The sequence below is a fragment of the Streptomyces sp. Y20 genome, assembly GCF_043195475.1.
Taxonomy (GTDB): domain Bacteria; phylum Actinomycetota; class Actinomycetes; order Streptomycetales; family Streptomycetaceae; genus Streptomyces.
Genome location: NZ_JBIDDP010000003.1, coordinates 258,586 through 276,660 on the forward strand (window position 1 = coordinate 258,586; position 18,075 = coordinate 276,660).

The 18,075-nt window shown below is 67.0% G+C and carries 15 protein-coding genes; 5 read left to right on the forward strand and 10 right to left on the reverse strand.

The annotated features are described in order from the left end of the window. Positions 1-124: 124 nt before the first annotated feature. From ACGFT1_RS09485 to ACGFT1_RS09500, 4 genes are all read right to left on the reverse strand, one after another. Complete coding sequence (locus ACGFT1_RS09485) at positions 125-946, reverse strand: integrase (RefSeq protein ID WP_373908448.1); 822 nt, start codon at positions 944-946, stop codon at positions 125-127. Next, positions 943-1,794 carry a sigma-70 family RNA polymerase sigma factor gene (locus ACGFT1_RS09490; protein ID WP_373908449.1) on the reverse strand — a complete coding sequence of 284 codons (852 nt, stop codon included), beginning with the start codon at positions 1,792-1,794 and terminating at the stop codon, positions 943-945. Before ACGFT1_RS09490 ends, ACGFT1_RS09485 begins: the two co-directional genes overlap by 4 nt. Before the next feature lie 175 nt (positions 1,795-1,969). Next, positions 1,970-2,359, reverse strand: a complete 390-nt coding sequence (locus tag ACGFT1_RS09495; protein WP_268696483.1) for an ATP-binding protein — start codon at positions 2,357-2,359, stop codon at positions 1,970-1,972. A gap of 95 nt (positions 2,360-2,454) precedes the next feature. Continuing rightward, positions 2,455-3,303, reverse strand: coding sequence for a helix-turn-helix domain-containing protein (locus tag ACGFT1_RS09500; protein ID WP_373908748.1), 849 nt, complete (start codon positions 3,301-3,303; stop codon positions 2,455-2,457). A 493-nt stretch (positions 3,304-3,796) separates the two neighbouring features. Here ACGFT1_RS09500 and ACGFT1_RS09505 point away from each other — a divergent pair, with 493 nt between their 5' ends. The 4 genes from ACGFT1_RS09505 (at position 3,797) to ACGFT1_RS09520 (ending at position 7,885) form a co-directional block, all read left to right on the forward strand. Beyond that, on the forward strand, positions 3,797-5,149 hold the full coding sequence (locus ACGFT1_RS09505; protein ID WP_373908450.1) for a hypothetical protein: 1,353 nt from the start codon (positions 3,797-3,799) through the stop codon (positions 5,147-5,149). After that, the gene (locus ACGFT1_RS09510; protein ID WP_373908451.1) at positions 5,146-6,021 is read left to right on the forward strand and encodes a DNA adenine methylase; all 876 of its coding nucleotides are present in this window, start codon (positions 5,146-5,148) and stop codon (positions 6,019-6,021) included. The genes ACGFT1_RS09505 and ACGFT1_RS09510 overlap by 4 nt, the downstream gene beginning before the upstream one ends. A gap of 10 nt (positions 6,022-6,031) precedes the next feature. Beyond that, complete coding sequence (locus ACGFT1_RS09515; protein WP_373908452.1) at positions 6,032-6,874, forward strand: hypothetical protein; 843 nt, start codon at positions 6,032-6,034, stop codon at positions 6,872-6,874. 555 nt (positions 6,875-7,429) lie between these two features. After that, a complete protein-coding gene (locus ACGFT1_RS09520) occupies positions 7,430-7,885 on the forward strand; it encodes a DUF2326 domain-containing protein (protein ID WP_373908453.1) in 456 nt (151 codons plus the stop codon). 282 nt (positions 7,886-8,167) lie between these two features. On the opposite strand, the gene ACGFT1_RS09525 is transcribed toward ACGFT1_RS09520, so the two are convergent. The 4 genes from ACGFT1_RS09525 to ACGFT1_RS09540 form a co-directional block, all read right to left on the reverse strand. Beyond that, on the reverse strand, positions 8,168-11,035 hold the full coding sequence (locus ACGFT1_RS09525) for an FtsX-like permease family protein (protein WP_373908454.1): 2,868 nt from the start codon (positions 11,033-11,035) through the stop codon (positions 8,168-8,170). Next, positions 11,032-11,772 carry an ABC transporter ATP-binding protein gene (locus ACGFT1_RS09530; RefSeq protein ID WP_373908455.1) on the reverse strand — a complete coding sequence of 247 codons (741 nt, stop codon included), beginning with the start codon at positions 11,770-11,772 and terminating at the stop codon, positions 11,032-11,034. Before ACGFT1_RS09530 ends, ACGFT1_RS09525 begins: the two co-directional genes overlap by 4 nt. A 208-nt stretch (positions 11,773-11,980) precedes the next feature. Next, on the reverse strand, positions 11,981-12,637 hold the full coding sequence (locus tag ACGFT1_RS09535; protein WP_373908456.1) for a PadR family transcriptional regulator: 657 nt from the start codon (positions 12,635-12,637) through the stop codon (positions 11,981-11,983). A 2,073-nt stretch (positions 12,638-14,710) separates the two neighbouring features. Next, positions 14,711-15,181, reverse strand: coding sequence for an SMI1/KNR4 family protein (locus tag ACGFT1_RS09540; protein WP_373908457.1), 471 nt, complete (start codon positions 15,179-15,181; stop codon positions 14,711-14,713). Between the two features lie 347 nt (positions 15,182-15,528). On the opposite strand from ACGFT1_RS09540, the gene ACGFT1_RS09545 reads away from it, so the two are divergent. Then, complete coding sequence (locus ACGFT1_RS09545) at positions 15,529-15,702, forward strand: hypothetical protein (protein ID WP_373908458.1); 174 nt, start codon at positions 15,529-15,531, stop codon at positions 15,700-15,702. A gap of 133 nt (positions 15,703-15,835) precedes the next feature. Here ACGFT1_RS09545 and ACGFT1_RS09550 read toward each other — a convergent pair whose 3' ends face one another. Further along, on the reverse strand, positions 15,836-17,008 hold the full coding sequence (locus ACGFT1_RS09550; protein WP_373908459.1) for a zinc-dependent alcohol dehydrogenase: 1,173 nt from the start codon (positions 17,006-17,008) through the stop codon (positions 15,836-15,838). Continuing rightward, positions 17,005-17,943, reverse strand: a complete 939-nt coding sequence (locus ACGFT1_RS09555; RefSeq protein ID WP_373908460.1) for an SRPBCC family protein — start codon at positions 17,941-17,943, stop codon at positions 17,005-17,007. The genes ACGFT1_RS09550 and ACGFT1_RS09555 overlap by 4 nt, the downstream gene beginning before the upstream one ends. Between the last annotated feature and the right edge of the window lie 132 nt (positions 17,944-18,075).

An 18,075-nucleotide genomic window follows, 5' to 3' on the forward strand; every position in this document is an offset into this window, starting at 1 on the left:
AGCCCCCTAGACAGCAACGGGGCGACCACCCCAACTGTCTAGGGGGGTTGACAGTGAAGGTAGCCGACGAACCATTAACTGTCTAGGGGGGTATACGGCGTGGCCGCGAAACCGTGCGAGAGGACTACCGAACGGCCCAGTGGAGGACGGTCGCGTCGTCGTGCGCCTTCCCTCGCGGCCAGCGCCGGCCGTCGAGGTCGCTCTTCTCGGCCTCTCGCACACGGCGGATCAGTTCGTCCGGCCCGGAGGAAGCGAGCACGTCCAAGTACTGTGCCCAGTCGGCGATGTGGAAGCGATCGACGAGCCGGGTCGCGCCGTCGCTCAGAAGCGTCACGGTGGACAGCGAGTCAAGTGGCACCGTGCCGGTCAACGCGTGTTCGGCCGCCTGCGGATCGGGGCCGGCGATCCAGAAGCCCCCCGGCCGGTTACGCAGACCGGTCAAAGCCTCCCGGTAGTCGGCGAGCGCGGCGGAATGCTCGGGCGAGCCGGTGGGCAGCGCGTCGACCGGCCCGCGCAGTCGCTTGCCGACTTCGTCCAGGCGCCGGTCGGCGACGACGGTCGTACTGCCGTCCTTCTCCTCCAGGAGCAAGGAGGAATCGCCGAGGACCAGGTACTCCAGCGTTTCCCGGTTGATCCGTGCGGCGACGACCGTACTGGTGGGACTGGCCCGGTACGTCAGGTCACAGCTGTCGCTGTGCAGCGAGCGGACGCGGTCGATCGAGTCGGCCAGGCACTCGGTGAGCGGCCGGGCGGGGGACGCGGTGATGGCTTGGAGCAGCAGGCCGCCCAGCGTCCCGGAGAACCAGGCGACACCGTGTGTGCACCCGGTCTCGGCACCGCCGACGCCGGCGCCGTCGAGGAGCACGGCCGCGCCGGGAGTGGCGGCGGTGAAGTCCTCGTTCTCTCGTTCCGGGTCGGCGGGGAGCGTGGCGAGGTCGACCCTCACGCTGCCGTCTCCTCGTCGTGCCGGTACAGGGGGCAGAGCAGCTCGACGGACTGCGGTTCGCTGGTCTCGGGGTCGTACTCGACACCCACCAGGGTGGAGAACCGGCGGTCGCCGACCTGGCCCCACATCACGTTCAGGTCGTTGGCGAGGAGCTGCACGACACCGAGGGAACCTTGCGTGTGGATACCGGCGATCGCGAGCAGCGAGCCCTTCCCGTCCGGGCGCGGCAGCCGGCCGAGGTAGCCGACGTCGTACGGCCGGGCCGGGTCGCTGTCCTGCCCCGAGCGGTACACGGTGCCGGTCTGCCGGTCCACCACGGTCCAGGGCCCGTCTTCCGCACGCTCCCACTGGAGAACCGGGTCCTGGGCGTAGGTGTCCCACATGGCCTGGGACATGCGGGGACCGCAGACCACGATCAAGCCGTCCCGGTTGAGATCGATCTCGCCGGCCACCGGCACATGCTCCGAGGCGACGTCGAGCCCATACGACCGCGCCAGGTCTTCCAGCCGTTTGCCCGAACTGACGTCGTCCACGGCGACGACGGTCCGGCCGCGTTCGTCGTCCCGCCGCAACGGTGTGGCGACGGTGACGGCACCCCGGCCGAGGAAGGCCCCTTCGGGCGCCGGGCCGGTATGCCGGATCTGGTGGATCCGCCCGCGGCTCAGGCCGGCCTTCGCGGCGATCTGCGCGTACGACAACCCTTGCGCGTGCAGGTCCTGAACCACTCGGCGACGAAGGCGGGCCAGCTCGGTCACCTCTTGCTGCGCGTCCGCCAAGCGAGTCGTCACCTCGCGCAACAGCAGGTACGGATCATCGATCGTCATGATCCGTTGGAGCTCGTCCGACATGACCTCACCTCCTAGCAGTACCCAGGAGTCTAGGGCCCTAGACGGAATGGGAGGCAGCCGCCGCCCGGTACGCACGCCGATCACATAGAAGCGTGATCTCCTCCGGGGCACACCTCTCGGGCTCACACCTCACCGCCGACTATGCGAACCCGCGATCGCACCGCTTTCTGTGCGCTCATACGCTCGCCCGCACCAGATCGGCCCAGACGAAACGCCCGTCAGGCAAGATCGTGTAACCCCAGTTCTTCGCCAAGGCATCGATCAGCCGGAGCCCTCGACCCCCCTCTTCACGGCTGGTGACGGGGCACAGGTGAGGCACACGATCGCCGCCCTGGTCGACCACCTTGATGCGCACGAGATCGTCGCCAAGGCCGACGACCACCAAGAACCACCCACCGGGCATGCCACTCCGCGTATGCCGCAGGGCGTTGGTCGCCAGCTCGCTCACGACCAGGACGGCGTCTTCGACCGGGCCACGGTCCCCGAGCAGGGAGGCCACGAAGTGACGGGCATTGGACACCTCTTCCGGCAGGCCGGGGAAGACACGGCACCACTTGGTGAGCATGGGAACCTCTCCGTTCGTCTAGGGGGCTAGACAGCGTGACGGCAGAGTATTCCCAGCGATGAGCAGCATTCTAGGCATGTCGAGGAATTATTCCTCTATTGGGTGAGGGCATCCCCCAGGTCGCGGAACTCCTTCATCACCCGCAACAGCAGCTCGCGCACCTCATCGCCGAAGACGGCAGCGCGCTCGAAGCGCTCGAAGGTCTCCTCGTAGGCGGCCACTTCAGCAGCGTCAGTGGACACCCGTTCGTTGTCGAAGGTCTCGATCACGACTGCCCGCTGGTCGCACAAGGTGAAGCCGTGCCGCGGCAGCATCGGCACCGACCGGCGCCAGGGAATCACCCCCAGCCGTACCGTGCTCAGACTCTCCACCGCCAGCAGCCGGTCGAACTGCGCGAGCATCAGCGCCGGACTTCCCGGCCAGGTCCGCAACACGGCCTCGGTGACCACGAACACCGACTCCCGCCCCGGCTCGTACAACACGCTCTGCCGATCTACGCGGGCAGCGACGGCCCGACCGACAGCCTCGGGCGTCGAGCGCGGGGCGCTCTGGAAGACGTGCCGGGCGTACTCCGCGCTCTGCAACATGGCCGGCAGAACGACGCACTGGAACGAGCGGACCGACTGAGCGGACCGCACCTCTTCGTCAACGGTCGTGACCTCGGCGACGTCGACAGCGGTCGGCTCGTCGTCCTCGGCGGCGACCACGTCCGCCAGCAGCTCGCGCACCTCACGAGAGACAGGCTCATCCACGCCGAGGGCGCCCAGGATCCGGTCGAGCACATCCCGGCTCGGAACCATGCGCCCGGTCTCGATCTTGGACACGGTCGGCTGACCTACGCCGGCCCGTTGCGCCAGCACAGCACCCGTCAGACCCGACTCTCCACGAAGCACACGAAGACGCGCACCCAGCGCCTTCATCCGCTCCCGCCGCTCACTCCCCATGTCCAGGGTTCTACACCACGAGCCAGCAGGCACCGGTACGACCAGACCAACGACCACCAGCCGAGCGTGATTCAAACTTTCTCTACTGGTTCAAGGCGGCTCGCTCCGCTCACCGCGCGCGGCCCGGCCCCCGGCCGGGCCTGCGCTCCTGTCTCCGCCCCGCTCCAGCCCGGCCGGCGCCCGTGCCGCGCGCACAGCGATCAGCCTCCTGAGGCCAGAGAAGGAGGTACGTCGTGGCTGGGGGCTCCACGGCTTTACCCACCTCCCCGGTCCGGGTCCCGCGTCAAGCAAGACCAGGGGGCCACTCATGCTAATTGCGGTCAGGCCCAAAGCCTGCCCGAGTTGCCAACCAGCGTACGGCCCCCTGGCCATGCTCGACCCCAGACCGGGCAGGCCACCGACCAAACCCGCTCCGCCTCGGTGAGCTCGCCAGCATGGCCAACTTCGCTAGATCGCTACCGCAGTTGGCGACCCAAATGAGAACATCATCACCATGGAGCAGAAGGACTTCGCGGTCACAGACCTCACCCTTGACAGGCAGAACCCTCGGCACGACGTGCCTACACCAACGACGCGCGAGGCCATTTCAGCGCTCCTTGCGACAGATCCCGAGAAATGGGTCAACTTGGCCCAAGACATCGCCTCTGAAGGACTGAACCCGACTGAGCTGACCATCGTCGTGAAAGAAGAAGGCGACATGGTGGTCATTGAAGGAAATCGCAGAATTTCGGCACTCAAGGCATTATTAGATCCAACCCTGGTAGAAGATCCCGAGATCCGGCAGCAGATAGCAATTATTGCTCGCCGAAATCGAACCACAATCCCTCGTGTGGTGCGCTGCATTGTTTCACCTAGTAGAGACGCGGCACGCCATTGGATCACACTTCGACACACCGGAGAGAATGGCGGCGTAGGCGTTGTCAGATGGAATCATGAACAGGTAACTCGGTATGCGAAGAAGAAAAACCCGTCCGAAAGGGCACTGCGCTTTATCCATCAGGTCAACCTCTGGTATGCCAACGATCGGGAACTTCTTCTAGACGTCGAGAAGGTTCGATCTACTCGCCTTACTACGCTAGCCCGAGTACTCAGCGACTCCAAGGTTCGAAACGCTCTGGGAATCGAATTCACCGAGAAGGGAATTCTCGCCGATTACGAACCGGAAGCTATGCATAGTTCAGTTCGTAAGCTCTTCTCTGATCTGGCATCTCACCTTTCGGTATCACACGTCAAGAATAGAGATCAACGTCGCGAGTACGTCGCTGGAATAAAGAACTACCTTCCTCAGAATTCCGATCGCCTCACACAGCCTCGTTTGATACCAAGTCCTGATGCTACAACGCCCACCGCCAGTCCTGTTATTCCACCCGCTCAGACGGCCACGCCGCAGACAAAGCCTCCTGCTGCCGGGCGCTCGAACCAAGACAAGCGTGTATTCCAAAATGTTGTTCTGCGGAACGTTAGCCCGCGAACCGCAAAAGTACTCAACGAAGCCAAAAAAGTCATCATTACAGAGTCGCCGAACGTAGCAGCGATCATGATTCGCGCAGTGATCGACATTGCTGTCACCGAGCTCGCCGAGAAGCAAGGATGGCGAAGAAAGCAAGACCGGTTGCGCGACCGTATTCGTCTGGCACTACTACACATAGACCCCAATAGCAGCGATCGGGATCTAGATGAAGCTCGCCGAATGTCCCAGAATGATGGGGCCCTTTCTGTTAAGAATCTTCACGCTTTCATGCATCAGTGGGACGTCGAACCTATGATCATCGACATCACTAGACTAAGCGCAGTTTACACACCGATGCTCATGAAACTTGATGCTTCCTTGGGGGAAAAGCGATGAGATACATCAGCCCTCTGCGCTATCCGGGCGGGAAAGCTCGTCTAGCGGGTTATATTGGTCAACTCATTCGCGCTCAGGAACCCCAACCGAAACACTACGCAGAACCTTTCTGCGGCGGAGCCGGCGCTGCATTGAAGCTGCTCGTAGACGGCGCCGTGGAGCGCATCCACTTGAATGACGCAGACCCTGGGATCGCTGCCTTCTGGCGTTGCGTCTTTGGAAAGAGCAATGAGCTTGCCTCAATGATCCGTAGCGCTGAGGTGACCATCGAGGCATGGCGGAGGAACTCAGCTATATACGCGAGCCCAATCGGAAAGAACGACTTGGAACTCGGCTTCGCGACGTTTTTCCTCAACAGATGTAACCGATCCGGCATCTTGCGCGCCCGACCGATTGGCGGTTTCGAGCAGACAGGAAAGTGGAAGATCGATGCCCGCTTTAACCGTGAAGCCCTAGCAGAACGCATAGAGTTCCTGGGGCGTTACAGTGAGAGTGTTTCTCTATCACAGCAGGATGGCAGGGACCACATCCGTAGCCTCGCTGGGTTAGGGCAGGACGTAATTGCCTACGTGGACCCGCCCTATCTAGTGCAGGGTGATCGTCTGTACATGGACTCCCTAAGTTCCGGAGACCACACCGAGCTAGCCACCATGCTGGGCGAAACGCCGATCAAGTGGTTCCTCACCTACGATGCCGAGGCCCGAATCACGGAAGAGCTCTATACGAGGCATCGTTGCATGCAATTCGAAATCTCTCACAGTGCCCAAGTGCGCCATCAAGGTGTCGAGTACGCTGTCTTCAGCGACTCTCTCACCGTGCCGGAATTTGATGGAGTCATTGGGACAGGTGATTATCTGTGGCTAACCAGCTAAGGAGGCTAGTGTGAGCCTTGTTCGTTTCCCGGAGTATCGCGCGTACGAGCAAGCGAGAATTCGCGCCAGTGACGCAATCATGGCACTGTTGGCCGGCTCGCGACTTGCCGAAAACACTCTTCAGTTAACTGCGGGCAGTACACGTCTATTGCCTGAGATATTTCCGGCCGTGCCTCATATCAGGCGCATGAATCTGTCTACCGCGAACGCGCAATCGCTCCTAGCCGAGGCAGAGACGCACCTTAGCGCGATGGCGGTTCCGTATGCCCTCGCAATCCACGAGGATTTTGTGCACACCTGCTTCGGCCTACTCATTAGAGCGGGGCAAATGACTCAAGCAGAGGCCGACAGCACGAAAGCGTACTCCATGCACGCTGCTTTCGAAAAAAAGGTAGGGCAGAGTCTTCCTCGGGATTCCATACAGCAATTTCATCTGATTCGCCAGATGAGGAACGCAGTTATCCATGCTGGAGGGATGCCCGAGACGCGCCTCATACAAGCAGCTGGTGGCCTCAGCCAGAGCGCCCAAGATCAGTGGATTAAGGTAACGGGAGACCGTCCACAGACGCGCATCGTCCCAGGGGTGCCTGTGACCTTCTCACACGGCGAGTTGATTCTCGCGCTCGCTGTCACGAAGCGGATATCCCAGGAAATGAATTACCTACTCAGGGATAGATTGAAACGCGAAGTGTGGGCAGATATAAGCCTGGAGGATTTTGAGTCGCAACACGCGACCCTCAAACACATTTCCCAGAAGACGCGAAAGCTGCCGGGATTTCTAAGCACTTACTACAGTCCACTCAATTTGACCAGCGGCGAGTTGAACTCTGCAATGCAGAGAGCAGGCTGGTAAAGAATGAAAAGAGGACGCTCTACCGGTTAAGCTACAAGCCGGGACTCGAACCCGGATCTCCCTCTTCTGTGGATGCCAACGGTCATGAGCCGTAGTGGGCTTCTTCAGCCTCGCACCCCATAACAGGGCTACCGTATCAATGTCTTGGGGGCAGCTGACAGCCATTTAGGTTACATGTGATGCACGCCACACGGTGGACCAGGGGGCAGTTGCCAGCCCGGGGGCACGTTGCGACGAACTGTGGGCGGGGCGGGCGGACCCGCGTACGTGGCGCTCCACGAAACGGCTCCTACGGACCAGAGGGCTTCTGACATCCACGGCTGACATCAACGACGCCGGATGGGGGTGTACACCATCATCCCTCTCCGGCCGTCGTACCAGTCGATGACAGCCACCAGGGCCGGCTCGCATCGAACTCCTTAAAGTCCATGCTCGAGCGCACCACACGCGCACCAGATCGAGCGGGGAACAGCGGGGAACCACGGTGAAAGCAGCCGAGCCCGCCGGGACCGCTCCCCGACCGTTCGCCCAGGTCAGTGCGCGATCCGGCCCCGAATGTCCGCAGCTTCCCAAGCTGAGAGCGCGAGTTCGATTCTCGTCACCCGCTCCATAGCTAAGGTCCAGGTCAGCGACTTGGACCTTTTTGCTGTGCGCTGCCCTCACTGGCCGCGTGCCAGATGCGTGCCAGAAGGCTCGTCGGGCACCCGCTCGACCGCGGCACTCAAGGACCATCCGGACGAACGAGCCACGCGGACCAGCAAAGCTACAGTCCCCTTCTCCGAGTTCGCCCAACGACTGTACGGTTCAGGGCGTCAGGCATATCTGTCGTTCGATGCCGGCTCCAGCAGCTTGCGGGTCGTCCCACACCTCGACAGTGACGACAGCCGGGGCATCGGCAGCATGGTGATCTGCTGCTTCGACCTCACCATGGCGGTCGTCGCCCACAGACACGGACGGGGCCCGGACTTCCTCGTCCACGACAGCTGCGACGACGCCCACCCGACTGGCTGAAGCCTCCCGGTGGTTGGCTGGTCTTTTGCTGACAGGAGGCACTCCCGAGTCAGCAGCGTGCCCGTAGCGTGCCCTCAAGACCGGTGCACCACGGTCAACAGCGGTGCGACACCACACGTCCGGACGCTACTCCAAGGCACATATCCCCAGGTCAGAGCTGCCCTGCTGCACAAGCGCCATCACTTCCCAAGCTGTTCTCGCGCACGCGTGCTTTCCCACACGGTGTGCCCCTGGACGAGGGTGATCCACCCTCGTCCAGGGGCACGGTCCGGCAGTGGAGGCTCAGTGCGCGGCGCGGCGGGCCAGCGCCCCGCGCGAGCGGGTCACCAGCGCGGCCAGCAGGGTGGCTCCGAGGGGCACGGCGACCAGGAGGGCGGCGAGTGTCTCCCAGGGGACGACGATCGGCACGTGCGGCGCGACGTCACCGACGTCTGCCCACCCCTGGTCGAGAGCCTCCTGGTAGGAGCGCATCTGCTCGCGCCCCTCGGTGAGCCGCAGCCCGACCGCGGGCAGGACACCGGCCGCCGAGCCGAGGACCACACCCATCGCGGCGACCACACCGCACTGGAAGCCGCTGAGCACGCGGCGCACCCGGGGCGGGGCGCCGACCGCGGCGAGCGTCTTGAGATCGGCCTCCGCGTCGGCCTGGGCGAGACCGGTGGCTATGCCGGCCGCACCGATGGTGACCAGGCCGGCGAAGACGGTCAGCGCGAGCAGGACGAGGTCGTTCTTGTCGACCCAGCCCTGCTCCACGGTCAGCTCGACGTTGCTGCCGAGCTTGGCGATCTCGGCTTCGAGCTTCTGCCGCTGCTCGGTGCTGGGCATCCGGTCGGTGCTGAAGAAGGCGCCGAGGGGGACGGTGATCAGTCCGGCGGCCTTGGCGGCGGCGGGGCTGAGCACGCTCTGCACTCCGTAGGAGTCGGGCGAGCCGGGCACCTGGTAGGCGGGGAACGACTTCACCTCGCCCGGGATCGGCTTGTGCTGCTCGTGGGCGCGGTCGGCGGCCTCCGGGTCGGTGATCAGCTTGATGCCGACGGCGCCGTTCTTGTCGACCTGGGGCTTGTGGAAGCTGACGAGCTTTCCGTCGGCGAGGGCCTTGGCCGCGCCCGGGTCGTCGATGCCGAGGACCTTCAGCAGCGGGGCGTCGGCGATGAGGAGACCGTTGTCGACGTGGATGCCGTGTCCGTCGCGCGAGCGGCAGCGCCAGTCCTTGGTGAGCGCGCGCCGTTGCTCGTCGGTGTACTTCTCCGCCGGGTCGGAGCCGTCGGGGGTGCTGGCCCACAGCGGGCACTCGTTGGCCTTCGGGGTGACGACCTCGTAGTAGCCACAGCCCTTGCCCCCGCCGTACGGGCCGCAGCCCGGCTTGCCGACGGCGATCCGGGACACGTCGGCGCGGACGTCGACGGGCAGCGTCCGCTGCACGGCGTCGCGGACCGCGGGGACGTCCCGGCCTCCCTCCTCGGTGACGAGCGCGGCACCGGCCCCGTACGGCAGGCTGGGCCGGTACTCGGCCAGACTCTGGGCGTCGCGGCTCGCGGCGTACGTCGAGACGGCGACGGTGCCCGCGACGGCGGCCAGGACGGCGGCGACAGCGGGTGCCGTGCGGCCCCGGTTGCGGACGGCGTCCCGCAGGGCGAGGCGCGGCGAGAGCGGCAGCCAGCGGCCGGCCCGGCCGAACAGGCCGACCAGGGCGGGCGTCATGGCGACCACACCCAGCTCGGCGACAGCCGAGCCGCCCGAGACCAGGACGGACTGGTCGGAGACGACCGAGCCGTACAGGGCGACGGCCGCGCCGAGCAGGACAGCGCCGAGGCCGATCAGCGGCAGCACGCGGTTGCTGCGGCGCACGCCGCGACGGCCGGTGAGGGAGGCCAGGACGGTCTGCCGGGAGGCGGTGACGGCCGGGATGATCGCGGAGAGCAGGCCGGTGAGGACGGCGAGCGCGGCGATGGCGAGCAGTTCCAGCGGTCTGACGGTGAAGCCGCCGAACCGCTGCCCCATGTGGTCCTCGAGGAGCGGCCGGAGGGCGACGGTCAGGATCAGGGCGAGGACAATGCCGACCACGGCCGCCACGACGCCGATGACCAGGCCGCCGCTCAGCACGATGGCCCGGATGTGGCTGCGGGCACCGCCGTTGGCGCCGACCAGGCCGAGCTGGCGGCGGGAACGACGGGCGCCGACGGCGAAGGCGGGACCGGCGAGCAGGCAGATCTCCAGCATCGCCAGGCCGACGACCGTACCCACGGCGGCGAGCGCGGCGGCATCAGTGCCCCCGCTGTCCTCGTAGGTGGCCCAGCCCTTCTGCTGGTAGAGCGGCACGTTGGAGTCGGCGGGCGGGTCGAGGGCCACGACGCGCGAGGTGACCAGGACACCCTTGGCGTTGATCGCCTGGACCGTGTTCCACGTGAAACCACCGGCCTTCTTCACCAGGTAGCTGGTGGAGATGTTGGGCTTCGGCAGCCCGGCCTTCTCGACCGCCTTGGCGTACGGCGCCAGGAAGGCCCCCGGCAGGGCGTTGACCTGCTCCGCCGTGAGGTCGCTGGGCAACTCGTACGAGCCGCTGATCACATAGGTGCGGTCGAAGCCGCGGGCGGTGAGGGTGGAGCCGACGGACAGCCCGCTGCTCTCCAGGAACCGGGTGGTCGCGGCGATCTCGTCGTTCTTCTCGGGGAAGCGGCCCTCCTGCAGCCGCATGATGCCCCGGGCGACGGGGTCGGCGGCGGCCAGCTCGCGGACCTCGGTCTGGAGCAGACCGTGAGTGGTGGTCAGCTTGGCGGTGCCGTTGCTGTCGGTCAGCACCTTCGAACCGGTTGGGATGGTCTTGCTGACATCTGTCGGGCCCTCGGGCCAGGACTTGCCCGGCGAGTCGTAGTCCCCGGCCGGGGTGTTCCTCTCGCCCTCGGGGTTCTGCAGGATGGCCGCGCCGCCCGTCTGGGCGTCGGAGAAGCGAGCGTCGGCGGCGCCCAGGGTGCGCTCCATCCGCTGCGCGGGGGTGAGTTCGGCGCTGCGCACGGTCAGGTCCAGGGCGCTCACGCCCAGGATCGGCAGCGCGATCATGGCGAGGACGAGGAAGCTGCGGCCCTTGGAGCGCCAGGCATCACGACGGGCGATGCGGACCGCGGCCCGCCAGGAGTGGAACCAGGTCGTCACCGCTGGGCCGCCCGGCCGGTCAGGAGCGAGTCGGCGTCGCTGCGCAGGGTCTGGTCGACGACGGCGCCGTCCCGCAGGAAGACGACCCGGTCGGCCCAGGCGGCGAACCGCGGCTCGTGGGTGACCATGATGCCGGCGGCTCCGGCGTCGCAGCGGGAGCGCAGCAAGGACAGCACGGACTCGCCGGTCTCGGAGTCGAGGGCGCCGGTGGGCTCGTCGGCGAGGACGAGCCGGCGGTCGCCGACGAGGGCGCGGGCGATGGCCACGCGCTGCTGCTGGCCGCCGGACATCTCGTCGGGGAACCGGTCGGCGAGTTGACCGAGGTCCATCTCGGCGAGGGCGGCGAGGGCCTCGGTGCGGGCCTTGCGGGCCGATATGCCGTCCAGTTCGCGGGGCAGGGCCACGTTCTCGGCGGCGGTGAGGGCCGGGATGAGGTTGTAGTCCTGGAAGACGTAGCCGATGCTGCGGCGGCGCAGGGCGGCGAGCCCCTTGATGCCGAGGGCGGTGATGTCGGTGCCCTCGACGAAGACCTGCCCGGAGGTGGGGTTGTCGAGGCCACCGGCGATGGTGAGCAGGGTGGACTTGCCGGAGCCCGACGGGCCCATGACGGCGACGAGTTCACCGGTGTGGACGTCGAGGTCGATGCCGCGCAGGGCGTGCACCTCGGTGGCGCCGGAGCCGTGGACGCGGGTCAGGTTCCGCAGACTCAGCACGGGCTGCTGCTGTTGTGTGGACATGGTTTCCCCTCGGGCGTACGCCGCCGAACGGCCGGACGTCGGTGCGACGGACGGACGGTCCTTGGCAGCGCCGTGCCTACGGTATGGGTCTGGTCGGGTGGTTCGGAGTCTTCAGGTGCTCCGAATGGGTCGGGTTGAGCCGGTGGACTCGGTCGGCCCTGTGAGGCCGGTCGTTCGGGCGCTCAGGACCGGTCGTGAAGGTCGGACGTCACGGGCGGTGGCATGCGGCCTCCTCTGCCCCGGCCGCCGCCCGCGCCCCCGTCCCCGCCGCTCCCGCTACCGCCCCCGGCGAAGCCGGCTCCGGCCCCGCCGCCCGGGCGGTCGACGAGAGACGGATCAGCCGGGACTCGCAGTGGTCGAGCCAGCGCGCCTCAGCCTCGGTCTGGAAGATCAGCTGCTCCAGGACGAGGTGCCAGGCGATGTCGTCCCGCTCCCGGTCCCCGTTCTTCTCCACGGCGGTGAGGGCCTGCGCCTTCAGCCGGGTGTAGTCCTGCATGGCCTTCACGGTGTGCCGGCGCTGGGACTGGATGACGTCACGGATGTCGACCCCTGGCGCCCCGACGGCCATGGCCAGCTTGATGGCCAGCTCGTCACGGGCCGGGCTGGTGCGGTCGACGGGGTGCTCGAACCAGCTGCGAAGTTCGACGCGACCGCTGTCGGTGATCGCGTAGAGCAGGTGGCCGGCCTCGTCCTCACCGTCCTGCACGACCATGCCGTCGCGTTCGAGCCGGCTGAGCGTCGTGTAGACCTGACCCACGTTGAGCGGCCAGGTGGAGCCGGTGCGGAACTCGAACTCCGTACGGAGCTGTGAGCCGTAGCGCGGGCCGCGTTCGAGGAGGGCGAGAAGCCCGTGGCGGATGGACATACCGAGTATGCAATAGCGAGTAAGTCCGCGTGGACAAGCGTCCTGAGGCGGACGCCGGAGGCCCGACTCAAGGGGGACCCGGGCCGTCGCGAGCCGCTCGGCGGCGGCGCATCCGCACCCGGAAGAAGCCGATGCCGGGGCCCGGCGGAGCCGGCCCCACGCCCAGTGTGAACACGGGAATCCGCCGGTCGGAGAGGCCGAGGGGGGGCCTCGGTGCCGGTCCCGTGAGCGGCCGCCGACTGCTCCGCGGGCAAGCTCTACGGCGGCCGGGGCGTCCGTCTTGAGTACCGCATCGCCCCCTCGTCCGACTCCTCGGCGGGTTCCTCCTCTGTTGCCGTTGCAGTACGAGCGGGCTTCACCGGGCTCGTGGAGGACGGCGAACCGGGGCCGGTCGGCCGGGCCGCTCCCGGCCCTCCCCCGCCGGCGTCCCCGAGGGCGGCAGAGTCGCCGGGGCGCGGGAGCGTCGCGCGGCCCCGACGGCTCGGGGCCGCCGGACGGGCGGGTCCGGCGGGTCCGGAGGAAGGCGACGCCGACGGGGCGGACGGGCGATCGGGCGGGGTGGGTGCGGCGTTCGCAGCCGCGGAACCGTTCGTAGCGGGGGAGACCGTCGCCGTACCCTGGCGCGAGGGGGCCGGCGGGCGCGGGACGGACGGGGTGGTGGGCGGCCCGGAGGGGTGCCTCACGGCAGCGCCTCCGGCCCGAAGGCGCCGGCGCTCCGCACGGCGCGGGGCGCGCCCTCGCCCTCGTGCGCTTCGGCCTCGTGCGCATCGCCCTGGTGCGCGTCAAGGCCCAAGGAGTCCTCGACTCGCAGCAGGATGCTTGATGCGCGCCACTGCATCCGAATGACGCCATGTGAGCCGTCGCGACGGCCTCACTCGGCTGCCGTTCGAGTCGGAGCCACTCCCGGCCTCCGGCAGCCGACCGGAGGCCTTGATCTCCCCATCCCTGCGTCGTGCCCATAGCGTGCCCCTCAGAGCGGACAACCACGGTCAACAACGGTGCAATCAGTCCCTCACACCTGCCACCCGACAACGAATCCGCCCAGGTCAGCTGCCCTATGGCCGCGCAAGCGTCGTCGCTTCCCAAGCTGATGGCCCCTGAAGCTGCCATAGCGGCTTGGCCGTCGCAGCTTGTTCACATCTCCAGCGCGTCAGCAGTCAACGCAGCAGCGGCGCAGTGTGCCTCATAGAGAAGCGGCCGCGGCCAGCATGAGCTGTGCCCGTGCAAAAGCAACACGGCATATCGAACCTCAGCAACTCGCCGCGGGCCTCGCGCCGAACTCTGCGCAGGCACCGCTCACATGCGACGCCCTGTCGAGGGGTCTGCTCACGCTTGATCGCTGCTGATAGCGGCAATCTGGCCTCCGGGCCGCACATGCAGAAGGCGAGCCGGCCACGATCCACCCAGTGAACGCGCTTGGTCCTCAGTCGCTCCAGCTCGACCCCGGCCCGGCAGTTGCAGCGCTCGGCGTAGGGCGTGCGCCACCACTCAGTGTCAGGAACTGACACTGGGTTCGGGCAATGAGGAAGAGTGAGCTTCGAGGGTTGAGGCACACCGGGATGGTAAGGCCCCCGTCCCTTCCTCGGGTATGGAGTCGCCTGACATCCACGGCTGACATCAACGGCACCGGACGCCAGAAGCTTCGTGCAGTCGTGAGCGTCAGCTCAGGCCTCGCAGCTGCAGACCGCTGAGGGCGTCGATTCGAACTCCTAAAGCGGGTGTCAGCCCACCTGGCCCGGCTCGAACGGGCTGGCCCCCTCCACAACGGGCCGGTGCTGCGGGTCTACAGCGGGCCGGCCGACGCAGGCAGAATGATCGTAGAGCAGCCCTCAGCCCGCCCGCGCCAATGTTTCCGGGGAGCGAAGAGCGGCACTGGTGCGTGTCCAACTGCGTGACAACGCAGACGCACAACGGTGGACGTGCACGGACACCTGTGGACCGTCGGCGCAGGTGAGGAGCACACCAACCCAAGGGGGAGCCCCCGCTCCCGTTGCTTCGGGACGAAGAGGTCGTGCGTCCAAGTCCCGCAGTCCCGATGGAGAAGTGCCGGCCCAGGGCAGTGGGGCAGCTGGTCTACGAAGTGGGTCGGCTCTCCAGCAGGGTTGCCACCGTCAGGGTTCCTGCCAGCGTGCCGGTGAGCCATTCCGTGAGGTTCATGCCCTGGGGCCAGTGCTCGCCTTCATGGTTGCACCACATGGCGCCCGCGGGATCGCGGAAGTCGACCAGGGACCAAATGGTGCAGCCCCAGTCATAGATCAGGACCAGCCCGGCCGGGATGCGGCCGGACGGATCCGGGCCGTCCTGGTACAGCTCGGCGATGTCCGCGAAGTTGCCCTGCGCGGACCCACCGTGCACGCCCAGGATGCCCTCGTTCGGGCCGAATCCGCCGTTGTCGACTTCGACGTACAAGCGCCGCAAGAGAAGAGGCAACGGGAACCCGATGACTTCTTCCGCCGCAGCGACAGCCTCCGGTGTCGCGGGCGGTGGCAAGGTCCCTGCCCGGGCTACGATCCGCAACGCCTCGACAACCTCATCATCAGTCACCGGCTCAGCCTCTCAGCCCGGAGTGGTTGGACGTGCCAGATGTATGCCAGATCCTGCGGAGAACCACGGGGAACAGCGGGGAACAAGTCGGGGATCGCCTCCGCACCTTTCCAGGTCCACCGCAGGTCAGGACGGGTAGCGCCTTCAGAGAATCCGAGCTTCCCAAGCTGAGAGCGCGAGTTCGATCTCGTAACCCGCTCCACGCGAAACCCCCAGGTCATCGACCCGGGGGTTCTTTGTTGTCCGGACAAGTGAGCGGGGTGCGCACCACATCCGCACCACAAGGGCCTGACTAGCTTGCCCGTGGGTTTCTCGTTGTGGTGCGCGGAGTCGTGATCCTTGTCCCTGTGGTGCTTCGCACGTTCGGCGCGGACCAGGTCGTCGAGGCCGGCCGCGAGGTCCCGCTGCCGCTCCTCGTCGGAGTGCTGATAGATCAGCGCGGCCTTCTCGGAAGCATCCCCTGTCCGGCCGTCGCACAAGTCGACGACAGCCACCAGGGCGGGCTCGGTTCGAGCTCCTGAAGCGAGTGCCGCAGGGCCGAGCCCTGCCGGGCACCAGGCGAAGGGCCCCGGACCGATCATGGTCCGGGGCCACGTCCGACCGGCGCAAGCCGGTATCGGCGGGACATGGTGCCTCAGTTCACCGGCGCGACCCTCACGGCGTGAGGACGACCTTCTCGCAGTGGTCCTTCTTGTTCTTGAACAGGTCGTAACCGGTCGGTGCCTCGGTCAGGGGCAGCCGGTGGGTGATGACCCGGGTGGGGTCGATCTTGCCCTGCTCGATCAGGCCCAGCAGCGGCTTCATGTACTTGTGCACATGGCACTGCCCGGTACGCAGGGTCAGCGACCTGTTCATCCAGGCACCCGCCGGGAACTTGTCGATCAGCCCGCCGTAGACGCCGATGACCGACACCACGCCGCCGCTCCGGCAGGACAGGATGGCCTGGCGCAGAGCGTGTGGCCGGTCGGTCTCGGAGCGGACCGCCTGCTTGGCGCGGTCGTAGAGGTGGATGTGGGAGGCACCGTGTGTGGCCTCCATGCCGACCGCGTCGATGCACTTGTCGGGGCCCCGGCCGCCGGTGAGTTCGAGCAGTGCCGAACGTACGTCGGTGTCCTCGAAGTTGATGGTGGTGTAGCCCTGGGCGGCGGCCATGTCGAGCCGGTAGGTCTCCTTGTCGATCGCGATGACCTTCTCCGCGCCCAGGACCCGGGCGCTGTCCATGGCGAACTGGCCGACCGGACCGGCGCCCCAGACGGCGACGACGTCACCTTCTTGGATGTCGCACATCTCGGCGCCCATGTACCCGGTCGGCAGGATGTCGGACAGGAACAGCACCTGCTCGTCGGTGAGCTCCGGACCGATCTTCAGGACGTTGGCGTCGGCGAGCACCACGCGGGCGTACTCGGCCTGGCCGCCGGCGAAGCCGCCGGTGAGGTGGGAGTAGCCGTAGATGCCGCTGGTCGGGTGGCCGAAGAACTTCTCGGAGATGCCGGCGTTGGGATTGGTGTTCTCGCAGCACGAGTACAGCTCCGCGCGGCAGGACGCGCAGGCGCCGCACGCGATGGGGAAGGGTACGACGACCCGGTCGCCGACGCGGAGTTTGTCGCTGACGCCGGGGCCGACCTCGACGATCTCTCCCATGAACTCGTGGCCCATGATGTCGCCCTTTTCCATGGTGGGGACGTAGCCGTCGAGCAGATGGAGGTCGGAGCCGCAGATTGCCGTCGAGGTGATCTTCACGATGGCGTCGCGGCTGCTCAGGATCGACGGTTCGGGGACGTCCCGCACCTCGACCGAGTTGCGTCCCGTCCAGCAGTTCGCCTTCATGCCAGGGCCTCCTTCAGTTCGTCCTCGGTCAGCGGTCGGGCCGGGTGCTGCGGGAACTCCCCGCGGGCCTGCTTGCCGCCGGGTGCGCCTTCGGAGCGGACGACCTCGCCGACCTCCACGATCTGTTTGAAGCGGCGCAGGTCGTCATCCAGTTGCTGGTGCGGTTCCTCGCCGAAGTAGCGCGCCGCGGCCTTGCCCACCGCCCCGCCGGGCAGGTCGTAGCGCAAGGTCACCCGGATCTCGGTGCCCCGGCCGCCGGGGGCGGCCACGAAGCGGACCTCGCCGGAGTTGTCGATGTCGGCGCCGTCCACCGACCGCCAGGCGATCAGCCGGCCGGGGTCGTCCTGCGTGGTCTCGGCGTCCCATTCGACCGCCTTGCCGAACGGGGCGCTGGCCCGCCAGTGACTGGTGCGCGGACCGGTGACGCGCACCTCGTCCAGGTGCGCCATGAAGTCCGGCAGTCGCTTCAGGTCCTTCCAGAGGGCGTAGACCTCGCCCGGTGACCGGGTGACGGTGGTGGTGGCGGTCAGTTCCATGGGGGCGCTCCTGCGGGTGCGGGTCACGGCCGCATAGACGTCCGTGGCCGTGATGGCGGTGACCGCGGCGGTCGCGGCAACGGTGCGGCCCAGGCCGCGACCGTTGTGATTCCTCAGGGCCCGGGTCAGCATCGTCAGATCCATGAGATCGCCGCCGACGCGGCCCCAGAGCCAGGCGGGATGCGGCCGCCCCAGCAGCCCGGTCGCCGCCGCCAGCTCACGCACACCGACGGCGGTCGTGGCCGAGCGGTGCCGGAAGGCGTCGTCCACGCCCAGGGCCCGGGCGAAACCCGCCGGGGCGACGACCTGCGGCACGCCCAGGAGCGCACTGGCCCAGCCGATGCCCCGGACGAGCGGATCGTGCCGTAGACGGGTGGCGGAACGGGTGTCTGTCTTCATGAGTGCTCCCCACGTGCGGTGAAGTGAACGGAAAGGCGGGCCACTTGAGTGAGAAGGTGAAGAGTGCACAGCGGACAACGCCGGAGTTTCCGCGTGGCCGGCATCCAATCCTCAACCAGCGTCATCGGGTTC